This window comes from Streptomyces sp. NBC_01142, assembly GCF_026341125.1.
Classification (GTDB): Bacteria; Actinomycetota; Actinomycetes; order Streptomycetales; family Streptomycetaceae; genus Streptomyces.
Genome location: NZ_JAPEOR010000001.1, coordinates 3,162,376 through 3,178,064, shown reverse-complemented (window position 1 = coordinate 3,178,064; position 15,689 = coordinate 3,162,376). Strand labels below are relative to the sequence as shown.

Sequence of the window (15,689 nt, the reverse complement as noted above, 5' to 3'; positions counted from 1 at the left end):
AAGAAGGACAGGCGAACCAGGGCCCGTCGGGACACAGCGGACCGGATCCGGATCGGAGGCCTGAGATGGAGATGCAGTCGAAGCGGCCGGCCCGGCTGCCCGGTGATCCGGTTTCTTGGTACACGCGTTCTCCGCAGGAAGTCGCCTCGGCATTCGGTGTCGATCCGGCGTCCGGACTCTCCTCGCCCAGGGTCGCCGAGCTGCTGGCGGTGAACGGACCGAACGCGCTGCCGGAGGAGAAGCCGACTCCGGCGTGGCGACGGTTCATCGAGCAGTACCGCAGCTATATGCAGATCGTCCTCGTGGCAGCGGCAGTCGTCTCACTGCTGATCGCACAGTGGAGCACAGCAATCCTGCTCATCGCGCTGACGCTGCTGAACGCGATCGTGGGCCTGCGCCAGGAGGGCAGAGCCGAGAGCGCGATGAACGCGCTGAAGTCCATGCTGACGACGACAGCCCGGGTGAGGCGGGACGGAACCGAGTCGGAGATCCCGGCGGAACAGCTGGTCGTGGGCGATGTCGTGCTCATCTCCGCCGGTGACCAGGTCCCGGCGGACGGGCGGATCATCGAAGCTCACGCGCTGCAGATCGACGAGTCGACCCTCACCGGTGAGAGCGTCCCCGCCGCGAAGGACGCCGGAACACTTCCGGACACCCGGCTGGGCCCGGGGGACCGGTCGAACACGGCGTTCATGCACACCCCGGTCACGCACGGCAGCGGCGTCGTCATCATCACCGGGACCGGCGAGGACACGGAGCTCGGAAAGATCTCGGAGATGCTGTCGGCGACCGAGAAGGAGGAGCCGCCGCTCACCAAGGAGCTCAACAAGCTGACGCTGTGGATCACGGCCGCCGCGGGCCTGACCATGATCGTGATGTTCGCTCTCGGGCGCAGCCGCGACCAGGCATGGGACGCCCTGTTCGTCAGCGCGGTCTCGCTGGCCATCGCCGCCATTCCCGAGGCCCTGCCGACGGTGACCCAGGCGATCCTCTCCGTCGGCAGTCTCAACCTGGCGAAGCGCAACGCGATCGTGAAGGAACTGCCGTCGGTCGAGACCCTGGCGTTCACGTCGGCGATCAACTCGGACAAGACCGGCACCCTCACCATGAATCAGATGACGGCCGTCGAGGTCGTGACCCCCACCGACCGGTACACCGTCTCGGGCACGGGCTACGGCCTCGACGGGAAGATCCATCACGCTGCGGGCTCCTCCGCGGGCATCGAGGACGCGATCCTCCCGTACCTCGTCGCGAATGACGCCAAGCTGGTGGACGGGGATGTCGTGGGCGATCCCACCGAGGGCGCGTTCCTGGTACTGGCCCACAAGGCCGGGCTGGACGTCGAAGCCACGCGCGAGCGGCTGTCCCGCATTGCCACGCTGCCGTTCGACCCGAGCTACAAACTGATGGCCACCTTCAACTCCGCAGTCGATGCCTCCGGCCGGCCTGTGGTGCGATGCTTCGTCAAGGGCGCGGCCCCGGCGGTGACGGCCCGCGCAGCCACCGCGCTCTCGGCCGGCGCGACCATCCCGTGGGACGCCGAGCTGAGTCGGCGCGCCCAGGAGCAGGCCGAGCGCATGGGCGGTGAGGGACGCCGGGTGATGGCAGCGGCCACCCGGGATCTGGACCCGGCCGGCTTCGATCCCGACGCCGACCTGCTCGCCTACGTCGCCGACCTGCAGATGACCAGCCTGGTCGGCATGGTCGATCCACCGCGCGACGAGTCCCGGGCAGCCGTGGCGAGCGCCCAGGACGCCCACATCCGGGTCCGCATGGTGACCGGGGACGACGTCACCACCGGTGCCGCCATCGCCCGGCAGCTCGGGATCCCCGGGGAGGCTCTCCTCGGCGCCGATTTCGCCGCGCTCCCGGAGCACGAGCAACTGGCCCGCATCGACGACATCGGTGTGGTGGGGCGGGTCGCGCCGGAGCACAAGGTGCTGCTCGCCGCCACACTCAAGAAGAAGGGCGACGTCGTGGCGATGACCGGCGACGGCGTCAACGACGCGCCCGCCATCAAGTCCGCCGACATCGGTATCGCCATGGGCAGCGGCACGGACGTGGCGAAGAACGCGGGGCGGATGATCCTGTCCGACGACAACTTCGCCACGATCGTCTATGCCGTGGAGCAGGGCCGAAAGCTCTACGACAACCTGACCAAGTACATCCGGTTCGTACTCCTGTTGCTGGTCACCTTCGTTCTGACCTTCCTCGGAGCCACCATTTTCAACATCGCGGCCGGTGAACCCTTCACCCCGCCGCAGGTGTTGTGGATCCACTTCGTGGTCAATGCCTCGTTCGGGTTCGCGCTCGGCTTCGACCAGGAGAGCCCGGGGCTCATGCGGCGCAGGCCGCGTCCTCGAGGTGAGTCGGTGCTGACCCGGCCCGTGATGGTGACGGTCGGACGCGGCGGACTGGCGATCACCGTCGTTCTGCTCGGTCTGATCAAGCTGGGTGAGTCCCACTTCGGCAGCGTCCACATCGGCAGTTCGATGGCGTTCACCGCCTTTGCGCTCTGCCTGATCGTGGCCGCGTTCGAATGCCGCAGCGAGACGGATTCGATACTGACGACGAGCACGTTCGACAGCAAGCAGATGAACTGGGTGGCGCTGGCCCAGTTCGTGCTCGCGGTGCTGGTGACCCAGTTGGACGGGTTCCGCCGCATCCTCGGCACCACCGAGATCAACCTGCGGCAGTTCGGCTGGGCGCTGCTGTCCGCCTTCGTGCTTCTGCTGCTGTGGGAACTGGGCAAGCTCCTGGCCCGCAGGGTGAAGCGCCGCGGGTGAGTGCGCCCCGTTCCCTCGTCCGTGACCAGCCGACGCGAACCTACCCGAAGGACACCCATGGCGAAGCACCCCGGCACCCCCCGCGGAAGTTGGCGTCGTGCTGTGCCGGGGGTGCCGGGCCTCACGGTCTTCAGGGGGTACCGACGGAGCTGGCTGCGTGGGGACCTCCTGGCCGGGGTCACGGTCGCCGCGTATCTCGTACCGCAGGTCATGGCGTACGCCAGCGTCGCGGGCCTGCCACCGGTCGTGGGCCTCTGGGCCATCCTGCCCGCGCTCGTGCTGTACGCCTTCCTGGGCTCGTCCCGACTGCTGTCGGTGGGGCCCGAGTCGACGACAGCGCTGATGACCGCGACCGTCGTGGGGCCGCTCGCCGGGGGCGATCCCGCGCGGTACGCGGTCCTGGCCTCCGCGCTCGCCGTCGCGGTGGGTCTGATGTGTCTTGTGGCGTGGGCGGCGAGGCTGGGATTCGTGGCCGATCTGCTCTCACGGCCCGTGCTGATCGGCTATCTGGCGGGCGTGGCGCTGATCATGATGGTGGATCAGCTCACCAAGCTCACCGGTGTCCCCACGGAAGGTTCGGGGTTCTTCCCGAAGCTGGTCTCCTTCGCGCAGAACCTGGCCCAGGTCCATCCCACGACGTTGATCTTCAGCGCCGGAACGCTGATCTTCCTGTACCTGGCCACGCGATTTCGTTGGGGCATTCCCGGCCCACTGCTGGCCCTGGTGTTCGGTACGGCGGTGGTGGCGGTGTTCGGCCTGCAGGACCGCGGTCTCGCGGTGATCGGGGAGATCCCGGCCGGGCTGCCCCGCCCGGACCTGCCCGATCTCGACAGCCTGCCCCAGTTGCTGCTGCCCGCCGTCGGTGTCCTGCTCGTGGGCTATACCGACTTCATCCTCACCGCGCGTGCCTTCGCCACCGACGACGGTGGGCCGCCCCTGGACGCGAACCAGGAGCTGTTGGCCCTGGGCGCCGTGAATCTCGGCGCCGGCACGCTGCAGGGATTCCCGGTGAGCAGCAGCGCCAGTCGTACCGCAATCGCTCAGTCCACGGGCGCGCACACCCAGGCGTATGGGCTCGCCGCCGGGGCTGCCGTTCTGGCTGTACTCCTTTTCCTGAGTCCGCTGCTCACCAGCACCCCCATGGCCGTACTGGGTGCGCTGGTCGTCTACGCCGCGATCCGGATGATCGACCTGGCCGGCTTCCGGCGGCTGGCGTCCTTCCGCCGGCGGGAACTTCTGCTGGCCCTCGGCTGCCTCGCCGGAGTCCTCGTCCTGGACATCCTGTACGGGGTGCTCGTGGCCGTGGGTCTGTCGGTCGCCGAGCTCCTGAGCAGGGTGGCGCGGCCGCACGACGCCGTCCAGGGCCTGGTGCCCGGTATGCCGGGCATGCACGACGTCGACGACTACCCGCAGGCCCGGGTGGTCCCCGGGCTGCTGGTCTACCGCTACGACTCCCCTCTGTTCTTCGCCAATGCGGAGGACTTCAGGCGCAGTGCCCTGGACGCGGTGGCCGAGCAGGAGATCCCGGTCAGGTGGTTCGTCCTCAACGCCGAGGCGAACGTGGAGGTGGACATCACCGCACTTGACTCGCTGGACCAACTACGGCGGGAACTGACCCGGCGCGGCATCGAGTTCGCCATGGCCCGCGTCAAACAGGATCTGCGAGACGAGCTGGACGCGTACGGACTCGGCGCATCCGTCGGCGAGGACCGGATCTTTCCCACGCTGCCCACCGCGCTTGCCGCATACCGCTCTTGGTGCCGGAACCACGACAGCGATGGCGGCTAGCCGGAGTGTGAGCGAGGAGACTCTCGACCACCTGGAGGGCTGCATGGGCCCTTCGCCCATAGGGGCGGGCAACGCGGCGGCCGACCAGCTCCGGCCAGCCACAGGTGACGCGGCGGGCGCCCAGCCCCAGAACCATCGGGGCCCGCCCAGTTATGCGTGCCCTCGAGACGGGCATGCCGAGGGTAGGCAGGCGGTGCGGAGTCCGGTCAGCGCAGGATCTTCTCCTTGGCGCGCTGGAACTCCTCGTTCGTGAGGTCGCCCCTGGCCTTGATTTCCGAGAGCCTCGCGAGTTCCTCGGTCGCGCTCGGCTCGGCGGGGCCTGCGGTCTCGCGGACGTAGCTGTCGAACGCCTGCTGCCGAGCTCGGGCCTGATTCACTTCGCGCTGACCCATGCCTTTGCCACGCGCTATGAGGTATACGAAGACCCCGAGGAAGGGGACGACGATCACGAAGATGCACCACCCTGCCTTGGCCCACCCGTTGAGGGAGTCGTCACGGAAGACGTCCACGAAGACCCGGAAGAGCAGGAAGATCCAAATGACCCACAGGAAGATCCACAGCATGGTCCAGAACGCACCCAGGAGCGGATAGTCGTAAGCCAAGTTCACTTGCCCAGTCATCTGTTTTCCCCTCTGAAGCACCATTGCTGATCCACGCCGGCGGTGACCGCTGACCAGAAGGCCCAGAAGCGTCGCGGCACTCCGCGGTTTCGGAGCCAAGTAGCGAGAAATGGGCAAATCACTCTCATGTATATGCTTCCTTAATAAAACCATCCATAAACGCATAGCAGTGGACCTCAGAGGCGCTTACACACGGAGGATCTGCTGCCCCAGGCGCCCGCACCGTTCCGCACGGTCGGTGGAGTCTTCATGGCGAGCCAAGCGCCGACGTGAGGGACGCTGGAGCACGACTCCGCAAGATCCCGTACACCGTTGCCCGCCGAGCTGCGATGCGGCTTTCCCTCGCGTTGGCTTCCCCGGCGCGGGTGTCATGGTCCCGGTGATGCTGTCGGGAAAGCCCACGAGGACATGATCGTCCGGCTCGCCGGCCGGGCCGCCCAATGACGGGCCCCGGCGGCGTGCTGGTGGGCGCGGACGATGGCGGGGCCGACTGCGACGACCCGGTCGAGGTCGCCTTCGGCGTCCGCCTGGGCGGCAGCAACGACTCGATCCGCGCCCACTGCACGTCAGTCGAAACGGCCCTAGCGGCGGCTCTCCGCGTCCGCGGCCGGCTCCGCCACGGTGATGCTCGTCCCCGTGGGTGCCCAGAGGGTTGCCGCCGAGAGCAAGGTCACCGCCGCCGATCCCATGAGTACGGGTACGCTGCCGAGCCAGGCGGCCAGTGCGCCGCCCGCCAGCGCCCCCACCGGTACCGTCGTGAGCAGCACCGCCTGCACGAGACCGGCAACGCGTCCCTGCATGCCGTCCGGGGTGACCAGTTGCTGCGTGGTGGTCATGGAGATCATCCACACGGTGCCGGAGAGCCCGTAACAGACCTGGTACGCGAGCAGCACGGGGAAGGCGAGGCCCAGCGACGCGGCCGGGATCAGGAACACCGCCGCGCCCGCCGCGAGCCCGAAGATCTGTGTGGCCCGCCACAGCCCCGTGGTCCTCGCGAACCGTCCGGCGAGCAGCGCACCCGCCAGGGTGGCCGCGCTGTAGGTGGCGTATGTCGTTCCCAACTGCCAGGCGGGCAGAGCCAGATCGTGGGTCGCGTAGAACACGTAGAGCGCGGTCGCCGCGCCGCTGCCGAGGTTGAGTCCGGCGCCCGCCAGGACCATGCGGCGCAGCCGGCGCTCGGCGCGAACCACCGCAAGTCCCGTACGCAGCAAGCCGGCCACGGACTTCGCGGGCTCCCGCGACCCTGCCGGGGTGTTCAGGGCGGCGGGCAGGGCGAGCAGGAACAGCGCCTCGACGGCGTAGGCAGCACTGCCCGCAAGGAGCGCCGAATCGGCTCCGAGGAGCCCGACCATGACGCCGCCGAGCGCCGGCCCGCCGATCTGTCCGCTCGTACGGGCCGCGGTCAGCGCGGAGTTGGCGCCCAGCAGCCTCTCCGGTCCGACGACGCGCGGCAGCGCCGCCTGGAGGGCGACCGAGAGCGTGAAGGTCAGGGTGCCGGAGACGGCGGCGACCACGTACAGCTGCGGCAGGGTGATGTGCCCCACGGCACCGGCGAACGGGATCGAGCCGACGACCAGGGTCTGCAGGGAGGTGACCCACACGAGCAGGCGGCGCAGCCGGATCCGGTCGACGAGCGCTCCGGCCAGCGGGCTCAGCACGGCGCCGGGCAGATAGGTCAGTGCCAGCAGTGCGGCCGCCCCGAACGGTCCCGCGCCGAGGCCGGTCACGGCCAGCAGTGTCAGCGCAAGGGCGGTGATCTGCCGCCCGACGGAGCTGGCGACCTGCTCTCCGCACAGCAGCACGAAGGGACGGTGCCGATACAGGGGGACCGGCCCGTCGGCCGACGCCGCGCCCAACCGTCAGATCCCCGTACAGGGTACGGGCCAGCGATGCAGCCGCGTCGGCAGGGCTACCGCCCACCCGTCTGCCACCAGGGCGAGTCGCTCTGCCGCGAGCAGGTCGACGGCCTCCCGCTGCACGGCGCTCAGTTCACTGAGCGCCGTGGCCTCCTGCACTGTGCCGAAGGTGGTGAGCAGATCCGGGTGGTCAAGGGTGAACCTCGCCGAGGCGGGTCGTTCTCTGCGGTCCATGACGGTGATGAAGTCCGGCCCGCGGCGGTGGTAGAGCATCCCGGAAGGGAAGGCGGCGTACGAGGTGCGCCACTGACTCAACTCCTCTGGTTCACCGGGCCGTTCGGCGGGCGGCGGGAGGTGGTGCAGCATCCGCGCGTCATACGCGTCGTCGCCCGGCGCCTCTTCGTGCGCAATCTCCCAGTGCGTACGGAGCCCATGGCTCTGGCACTCGCGCAGGAACTGGACCGCCACCGCCGTCTCACGCCCCGCCCCGCCCAGGCGTAGCGGCTCGTCCACGTGGACCTGCCGGCCAGTGACGCGGTGGGTGACGGTGGCGGGCAGCCCGGTCATCCGGCCACCGCCTGACGGTCCGCCGCCTGAAGGTCCGCCGGGTCCGCCGCCTGAAGGTCTGCGACGCGGTCCGCCGGGTCGCGGTCGATGCGGGCCGGCACCTCCCACGTGGGCAGGGACACGTACGTCCGTCCGTCGCGGAACAACAGCCCCATCGCCTGAGCGTGCTGGATCCATACATTCAGCTCTCCGGCCGGGACGTCATATCCGTCGCCGGTCAGCAACCGGTGCAGTGCGGGCTCGGTCCGCCCGTCCTCCAGCCGTCGCAGTGCCTCCGCCTGCCAGCCGGTCAACCGGTGGGTGCGCCGGGGCCAGCCGTGCCGCCGGTCGTGTACGAGCAGTACGTCCACGCCCTCCTGCGGCTCTGTTTCCTCCATCACCAGACTTGATCCGGGATGTCCGTCGCGCCATTTCCCGACGGCCCGCTTGAGCCGGCTCTCGGCCTGCCCGCCGATACCCGCGTCCTCGGTGTCGAACAGATAGACGAGATCGGTGAGTTCGGCCTCGGGCAGTTCGTAGACATGCTGGTACATCTCGGAGGGACGCCGCTTGCCGAAGCCGAACCCCGGGTCGGTGAAGTTCGGGCTGAACCGCTCCAGTTGGATACGGTGGGCGCCGCCCGGGGGCTGCAGGTGTACGAGCGCGGGCAGTTGGTCGACGACGCAGGCGTAGTCCTCGACGGTCTCGCCCGGGAAGCCGTACAGGTAGTTCCAGGTGCAGGTCAACGAGTGGTTCTCGCACTCGCGAAGCGTGCGTACATTGCGGGCGCCGCTGACACCCTTGTCCATGAGGTCGAGGACCCGGTTGCTCAGACTTTCGATGCCGGGCTGGATGAGCACCGCTCCGGCCCGGCCCAGGAGGGCGATCTGTTCGCGGGTGAGGTTGGACTTGACCTCGTAGTGCATCCGCAGGTCCCAGCCGCTCTCGACGGCGAGCGGCAGGAAGTCCTTGAAGTACGCCATGTCGATCATGTTGTCGACGGTGACGACGTCGAGGAGGCGGTGCCGTCGTACGAGGTGGTCGATCTCGCTCCACAGCTGCGCCCCCGTCTTGGCGCGGAAGGCCATGGAGGAGCCGTTGAGCCCGCAGAAGGTGCAGTGGTGCTTCTCGCCCCACCAGCAGCCGCGAGCTCCCTCGACGACCAGCTTCGGATACACGTATTCGAGGACCGGGGACGCCTCCAGGACGGCCTGCCACTGGTCGTAGTCCGGTGCGGGGATGTCAGCGGGCGCCACGGTGCGCCGCGACAGGGTGTTCGCCCGGGACGTCCGGCCGTCCCACCAGCACAGGCCCGGTACGTCGGCGGGCGGCGTGCCGGCGTCCAGGTGGCGAAGGAGTGCCGGGAAGGCGTACTCGCCCTCGCCGCGCACCACGTGGTCGACGAAGGGATGGTTGCGGTGCAGGGCGTGCCCCATCGGGCCGTCGCAATTGCTGCCGCCGAAGATGACGGTGAGGTCGGGGCGGCAGCGCTTGAGCTCCCTGGCCAGCGCGAGTGAGGGCACGTTCTGCATGAACGTGCTGGTGAACCCGACGACATCAGGCTCCTGAGCGAGCACTTCCGCCGCGCACTCGACGATGAACTCGGCCGCGTACACCCGCATGTCGGAGGCGGTGTCGGTGCAGATGCCGCGACGCGCCGCGTATTCCTTCAGGCGTGCGACGCCCCAGTTCTCGTCCTCGTACAGAGCACCCGAGAAGACCCAGTCGCCGAGGCCGTCGAAGATCGAATCGCTGCCGATCGCCTCGTAGTCACCGGGGCGCAGCCGCCCGCCGGACCGCTCAAGGAGGAACTCCGCCCAGCGCAGCGAGCCGTGAAACTCACGCACCTCGTCGTCCGGGCGGACCTGTTGCAGCAGGCGGTGCAACAGGCCCACCTGAAGAGACGGCAGATCGATCGGGTGCCAGGGCATGGTCACCAGCTGAACACGCATACCGCCCTCTCCGTCCCCGTGGACACCTGCCTGCGCTCCCCCCGGTCAGCGGCTCGGCGGCCGCTTCTCCATGACGGCGGGCCGGCGGTTCGTGCGCTCTTCCTCGCGGATCACTACCTTTTTGATCTCCACGGCCTCTCCCTTGCTCGAATTTCTCGAACTCGCGTACTACAAGAGGCGGTTCACCCTAGAGGGCATCGCATGCGCCCCACAAGAGCACCCGTGACTCTCCGCTCACGGGATCGGGCGATCTGGGCGGTCCGGTAATTTTCGTGATCGCCCCTGTCCCAGCGGCTGGGGAGCCCACGCAGCCGGGGCAGAACGATCCGGCTTGCCACGCCGGACAGGAGCATCGCCACGGGAGTCAGCCACCTACACTCCCACCCGCTCAGAGCAACGGTCAGGAGAGAGGCGATGACCGGTGCGCCCAGGACTGCGCCGAGCACCGCCCGCCCGCCCGGCCGCCCGCCCGGCCGCGCGGAAACAGGGGTCAGAACTCTGCGTACGTGAGCGAGCGGTGGTCTTCCGGCTCGGCCGGGAGACCACCAGCCAGGTTTCCCCGCATGCGGCCCAGGCCCTGCCACCCCCTGTCCCTGTGGCGGGACATGCTGTGGGCGATGGACTGACTGGTCTTGGCGGCCGGCCGAACTACGCAAGATGCAGTGGGTGGACTCCCCTGCGCTCTTTCCAACCTGACGGTGGAGTCGGGTTGTTGGCGGCGGCCATCGCCTGCACGGAACACCCTCGGTCTTGCGCGGCCAACTGACGGCAAGTTAGCGTAAATCGCACCGAGAAGCATCAGAAGCACCAAGAGGTTCCGAACCGGGCGGGGGAGCCATGACGGTTGAGCGGGCCGTACGGTCATCGGATCCCACACCCAGGGGCGAAGCCCACTCCGAGGCGTTCCCGGACGAGCCGGCAACGGCCTGGGCGTCGGCGATGGGGAACCAGGCGATCCAGGCACTGCTCGGACCGGCCGCGACCGGGGGCCGGCCACTCGATCCGGCCGCCCGCGCGTTCATGGAGGCCCGGCTCGGTGCGGATCTGTCACGGGTACGGGTGCACACCGACGCCGACGCGGCCGCCTCGGCCACCGCTCTGGAAGCCAGGGCGTACACCGTGGGGCAGGACATCGTCTTCGGGCCCGGTGAGTACCGCCCCGCAGAGGCCGCGGGCCGCGAGGTGCTGGCTCATGAGCTGCGGCACACGGTCCAGCAGGCACGCGGCGGGACTGCTCCGGCCGGGTCCAGGGAGTCCGAACGGGCCGCGGCGGGGGCGGGCGACGGAACGGGTGTCGGGTCCGGAGCCGGGATCGGAGGAACGGCTGTGGGCATTGCTCTCCTGCCCAAGCGAGATGCAGCCACGAGCGGGTCCGGTGCTGAGGCAGACTCCCTCGGACCCATCGGGGACGCATTCGTCGACGGGCTCACCCGCCAGGTGGTGGGCCGTGGTCCGCACCAGCGGTTGCTGGCCGCCGCACTGCGCGGCTTCGTCGCGGAGCTGGGGCACGGGCTCACGGCCGGCGACAGCCTCGACCTGGCCAGGGCCAAGGCCGCGCTCGCCGGGATGCTGGTACCGGCCAACGCCAAGGAGTTCGAGCGCGGATACCTGGTCGGCCTGGGCGCGGGAGTCATCAGCCCGGCGACGGACCTGCTGGTGCTCGGTGCGCTGGCCGAGCAACTCCCGCTGATCGCAAAGAACCTGGGCCTACGGGCATGGCGGGGGGCCGATGCCTTTGCCGCCGAGGCATTCGAAATCCTCACCGCGATCCAGAAGTTCCGCGACGGTCTGCCCGACCGGGTGCGTGACCTCCAGGCCGAGCTGAAGAAGATGAGTCCCGGAGAACTCTACGAATTCCTCGCGAACGCCGGTCTCCAGGCTCAGACAGCCGCCGGGGGCGCGGCGGGCAAGGCCGGCCGGGAGGCCGCGAAAGGCATCGTCGGCTTCTTCACCGGCACGGACAAGAAGAAGGAGGAGGAAACGCGCCCTCCCGAGACCCTCGAACAGATCCTCACCACCCACACCGAGGCGGAGCACAGTGGTGTGCTGAGTCTGGTCACGGGAAAGTTCGGCAGGGCCATCGACTCCTTTGTCACCACCACTCCCCGCGCGAGCGCCGGCTACTCGATCGGTCACACCATCGGCATGCTCGTGAGCAACGGCCTGTTGGCGTACTTCACCCTGGGGGTCGGCACTGCCCTGAGCCAGCTCGCGGGGAAGCTGGGCCAGTACGGCAGAGTGCTCGGCACCGTGGGCAAGGCGGTGGGGGCTCTCGGGGCGGTCGTGACCGAGGTGGAAGAGGCGATCAACGCCGTGACCGCGGTGGTGCTCCGCAGCAGGGCGGCCCAGGCGATCATGGCCCCGTTCCTCCCGGTCCTCGAACGTCTGCTGGGTTATCTGAAGCGGCTGCTCGGCCTGGCCGAGCGCGAGGCCGGTACCGCGGCGGCACACGGGGTGGCGCCGCTCGTGGACGAGGCGGCGGCGAAGTCCGCACCGACGCCGGCACCAGCACCCCTGGCGGCATCGAAGCCCGCACCCAAGCCGGCGCCCGCACCGAAGTCCGTACCCACACCCACGCCCGCGCCCACACCCACGCCCGTGTCCACGCCGAAGCCCCCGGGAAAGCTCCTGCAATTCAAGCGCCCGGTGAAGCCCCCCGTCTCCGAGCTGACGAAAGCGCAGCAGGCCAAGCTGGGCCGGATCCCGAAAGGCACCCGCAAGGCCGGCCGCATCCCCGGCCCGAAGGAGCCGCCCGTCCCCGAGCCGGTCCCCGAGGCCGTTCCCCAGGCCGCCCTCATCGAGGAGCCCGCCGTCATCGCGGGCACCGGCACCGACGGCGCGGTGACGACCGCTGCGGGCCGCGGCCCCGATCCCGTACGGGCGATGGCGGACCAACCCCCCGGAGTCAAAGCGCCGAAGCAGACAGCGACTCCGCAGAACACGGCTTCCGGTAGCTCCACGACAACGGCGGGCGGCGCGCCTGCCAAGCAGCCGGGAAGCGGGTCCCCGCAGTTCCCCAAGGGGGTTCCCCAAAGCCCGACAGACATCGCTCTCAGGCGCCTCGCCCGCATTCGCGCCAGGGTCGGGGGACAGGCCGCACGCCATCCGGCGGTGGTGGAGGAGCAGCTTCTCGTCCTGGAGAACATGGCCCGGGAGAACCCGGTGCAGGCCATGGAGCACATCGGAAAACTCGAAGAACGCCTGGACGAACTCATGCCCACGCCGGACGCGGACGCGAACGAGCCGTCCTGGCACAACGAGCAGGCCATGCATCACGAGCCCGGCGATCATCCTCCGGAGAAGCTCGACGTGATCGAGGATCCGGAGACCCACGTTCCGGCGGAGGACGGCCGCAGGCCCTCCGCCCAGTTGGGCGACAATCTGGCCGGGATCGGTGAACACGAGTTGTACGGGCACGACTGGCACCACATCGTGGCCGACCGTGACCCCCGAGGCGAGATCGCCCGCAGAATTCTTCGTGAAGAGGGCTTCAATCCCGCCAACGCTGCGGAGAACGGCGTCCGCCTGCCGAGTACCACGGTGGATCCGAGAACGGTTCCGCAGGGGCTGACCCGTCATCAGGTCCTGCACACGGACCCCTACTACCAGGAACTCACCCTCTATCTGAATCAGGCCAGGAGGAACGAGAACGTTGCAGGAGGGCTGGCGAACTCCAAGGGGGCGCTCGCGGAGGGCGTGTTCGATCACGCTCCGCGGCTCGGCGGACGGAACGAGAGCTTCACGGACTGGCTGCTGAGGAACCGGGACGAATTCGACTGGATTCCGGAGGACGAATTCGAGGAGATCGTCAAGGCGATGATCCGCAGACCCCGCAAAAAGTGAGCCCCCGTCCACACCAGCCCCACCCGACGACACCATCAGGCGGTTTGGCTCCGGCGCCGTCGGGGCAACGCCTTGACCGCTCTGCCCAAATCTCCCTAGCTTTGACATTCCTCGCCCAATCGACCAATCGGTCGAGTTTGATCAACTCCCCCGGATCGACTGCTGAATCGACTGCTGAATCGACTGCCCGAGGAGTGCCCGCGTGGATCACGACTTCCCGTCCCCGGCATCCCTGGCATTCCTGCGGCTCGACAGACTGCTCGCCCGAGCCGTGGAGGCCGCCCGGACGCGGTTCGGGGCGGAGGCCGCGGCCGATTCCTTCCGGGGGCTCTTTGTGAGCGCCGTGCAGGCGGAGCGCGCGCTCGAAGTCCCGGCGGGTGAGCCCCTGTTGGCGGGCAGTGGCGGCGCACCGCTCGAGCCGGACTGGAAGCGGATCACCGACGAGGCACGCGGCTGGGCCTGGCTCCGCGATGCCTACGGCCTCTCGGACCTCGAACTCGATGTGGTGCTCCTGACCCTGGCTCCGGAGATGGATCTGCGGTACGAGCGGCTGTACGGCTACCTCCAGGACGACGTGAGCCGACGGCGCCCGACCGTCGGCCTGGCCCTGGACCTGCTGACCGCCACCCCCGAGGAACGGCTGGCCGCTCGCGGTGTGTTCGGTGCCGGGGCCCCGATGCTGAGCCGCCGGGTCCTGACCGCTGTCCCGGACCCCCGGGCCGTCGCGCCGCCGCTGCTCGCGCATTTCCTGGTGCTCGACGAACAGATCATCGATGTGCTGCTCGGCCAGACAGGCCTGGACCGCAGACTGGCACCCTGCTGCCGGCTCACGCCTCCCCCACCCGCCCACTCGTCCGCGGAAGCGCCCGATCCGAGGCTGCTGGGGCCGGTGGAACGGGCCTGGGGACACCATCCGTTGCGGCTGTACTTCCACGGCCCCCCGGGCGCCGGGCGGCGCCGGGCCGCCGAGTCGCTGGCGGGTGCGCTTCGCGTACCGCTGCTCAGCGTCGACGCCGGGCGGCTGCCGCAGGAGGAGGGTCCATTGCGTGACGTTCTCGCGCTGGTCCTGCGGGAGGCGTCGCTGCAGGGCGCGCTCCTCTACATCGACGGGGTCTGCGGGATCGGCCACCAGCGGTCGCTGGCGGACCAGCTCGCCGGGCACGAGGGTGTCGTCGTCATGTCCGGGACCGCCCCATGGGCTCCGGTGCCGGGACGGCCGCTGGGCGTGCGGTGTGTGACCTTCCTACGGCCGGACGCGGTGGCCCGGCGCGCGGTGTGGGAGCGGACACTGGCCGCGCACGGCGCCGCCGTCCCCGCGGCCGATCTCGACGCCCTGGCCGGGCGGTTCCGCCTCGGGCACGAGCAGATCGAGGACGCCGTACTGACCTCTCTCGCATCGGGTGAAGGTGGTGGGGCGGGGCCCGGTCGCGGCACGCTGTTCGCGGCGGCCCGTGGTCAGACCGGTCATGACCTGGCGGCGCTCACGCGAAGGATCGAGCCGGTCGCCGACTGGGACGATCTCGTCCTCCCCACGGACTCCCTGGCCCAGTTACACGAACTGTGCGAGTGGGTCGCGCACCGGCAGCAGGTCATGGAGGACTGGGGCATCGGCCGCCGGATGTCCCAGGGCAAGGGGATCAGCGCACTTTTCGCGGGGCCTTCGGGTACCGGAAAAACCATGGCCACCGAGGTCGTCGCCCACGAACTCGGCCTGGACCTCTTCAAGATCGACCTGTCCTCGGTGATCAGCAAGTACATCGGGGAGACCGAGAAGAACCTGGAACGCGTCTTCATCGCAGCGGCCGACGCCAACGCCATCCTGCTGTTCGACGAGGCGGACGCGCTGTTCGGCAAGCGTTCCGAGGTACATGACGCGCACGACCGGTACGCCAATGTCGAGATCTCCTATCTGCTCCAGCGCATGGAGCAGTACGACGGTCTCGCTGTCCTGGCCACCAATCTGCGCCGGCACATGGACGACGCGTTCACCCGCCGGCTTCAGTTCGTCATCGACTTCCCCTTCCCGGAAGACGCCGAGCGGCGGCGTATCTGGAAGGTCCGGATGCCGCCGGAAGCACCCTGCGACCCGGCGATCGACTACGACCGGCTGGCCGGCGACTTCCAGCTGTCCGGCGGCAACATCCGCAACGTCGTGCTGCACGCGGCGTATCTGGCCGCCGCCCAGCGGACCCGGATCGGGATGACGCAGCTGCTCACCGCCGTCCGGCGCGAATACCAGAAGATGGGCAAGGTCGTTCCCGACGCTGACCCGTACGCACACCGGGAGCCGGCATGAAC

Annotated in this window: 8 protein-coding genes; 4 read left to right on the top strand and 4 right to left on the bottom strand. The window is 69.2% G+C overall.

Annotation, left to right across the window (positions count from 1 at the left end; genetic code table 11):
* Positions 1 to 65: 65 nt before the first annotated feature.
* Together OG883_RS14255 and OG883_RS14250 are read left to right on the top strand one after the other, a co-directional pair.
* Positions 66 to 2,786 carry an HAD-IC family P-type ATPase gene (locus tag OG883_RS14255; RefSeq protein ID WP_266539971.1) on the top strand — a complete coding sequence of 907 codons (2,721 nt, stop codon included), beginning with the start codon at positions 66 to 68 and terminating at the stop codon, positions 2,784 to 2,786.
* Between the two features lie 57 nt (positions 2,787 to 2,843).
* Entirely contained in the window at positions 2,844 to 4,574 is a 1,731-nt protein-coding gene (locus tag OG883_RS14250; RefSeq protein ID WP_266539969.1) for a SulP family inorganic anion transporter, read from the top strand.
* 206 nt (positions 4,575 to 4,780) lie between these two features.
* On the opposite strand, the gene OG883_RS14245 is transcribed toward OG883_RS14250, so the two are convergent.
* The 4 genes from OG883_RS14245 to OG883_RS14230 form a co-directional block, all read right to left on the bottom strand.
* Entirely contained in the window at positions 4,781 to 5,194 is a 414-nt protein-coding gene (locus OG883_RS14245) for an SHOCT domain-containing protein (RefSeq protein WP_266539967.1), read from the bottom strand.
* Between the two features lie 581 nt (positions 5,195 to 5,775).
* The gene (locus OG883_RS14240) at positions 5,776 to 7,050 is read right to left on the bottom strand and encodes an MFS transporter (protein ID WP_266539965.1); all 1,275 of its coding nucleotides are present in this window, start codon (positions 7,048 to 7,050) and stop codon (positions 5,776 to 5,778) included.
* Between the two features lie 3 nt (positions 7,051 to 7,053).
* Complete coding sequence (locus OG883_RS14235; RefSeq protein WP_266539963.1) at positions 7,054 to 7,617, bottom strand: DUF5825 family protein; 564 nt, start codon at positions 7,615 to 7,617, stop codon at positions 7,054 to 7,056.
* Positions 7,614 to 9,548 (bottom strand): RiPP maturation radical SAM C-methyltransferase, encoded by a 1,935-nt coding sequence (locus tag OG883_RS14230; protein ID WP_266539961.1) that lies wholly within the window; start codon positions 9,546 to 9,548, stop codon positions 7,614 to 7,616. Before OG883_RS14230 ends, OG883_RS14235 begins: the two co-directional genes overlap by 4 nt.
* A gap of 837 nt (positions 9,549 to 10,385) precedes the next feature.
* On the opposite strand from OG883_RS14230, the gene OG883_RS14225 reads away from it, so the two are divergent.
* Both OG883_RS14225 and OG883_RS14220 read left to right on the top strand, forming a co-directional pair.
* Positions 10,386 to 13,391 carry a DUF4157 domain-containing protein gene (locus tag OG883_RS14225; protein WP_266539959.1) on the top strand — a complete coding sequence of 1,002 codons (3,006 nt, stop codon included), beginning with the start codon at positions 10,386 to 10,388 and terminating at the stop codon, positions 13,389 to 13,391.
* Between the two features lie 202 nt (positions 13,392 to 13,593).
* Entirely contained in the window at positions 13,594 to 15,687 is a 2,094-nt protein-coding gene (locus OG883_RS14220; RefSeq protein WP_266539957.1) for an ATP-binding protein, read from the top strand.
* Positions 15,688 to 15,689: the final 2 nt, after the last annotated feature.

Bases quoted from the DNA above. Each gene is read 5' to 3' on its own strand.
- OG883_RS14255 (WP_266539971.1), top strand. From the start codon at position 66: ATGGAGATGCAGTCGAAGCGGCCGGCCCGGCTGCCCGGTGATCCGGTT.
- OG883_RS14250 (WP_266539969.1), top strand. From the start codon at position 2,844: ATGGCGAAGCACCCCGGCACCCCCCGCGGAAGTTGGCGTCGTGCTGTG.
- OG883_RS14245 (WP_266539967.1), bottom strand. From the start codon at position 5,194: ATGACTGGGCAAGTGAACTTGGCTTACGACTATCCGCTCCTGGGTGCG.
- OG883_RS14235 (WP_266539963.1), bottom strand. From the start codon at position 7,617: ATGACCGGGCTGCCCGCCACCGTCACCCACCGCGTCACTGGCCGGCAG.
- OG883_RS14230 (WP_266539961.1), bottom strand. From the start codon at position 9,548: ATGCGTGTTCAGCTGGTGACCATGCCCTGGCACCCGATCGATCTGCCG.
- OG883_RS14225 (WP_266539959.1), top strand. From the start codon at position 10,386: ATGACGGTTGAGCGGGCCGTACGGTCATCGGATCCCACACCCAGGGGC.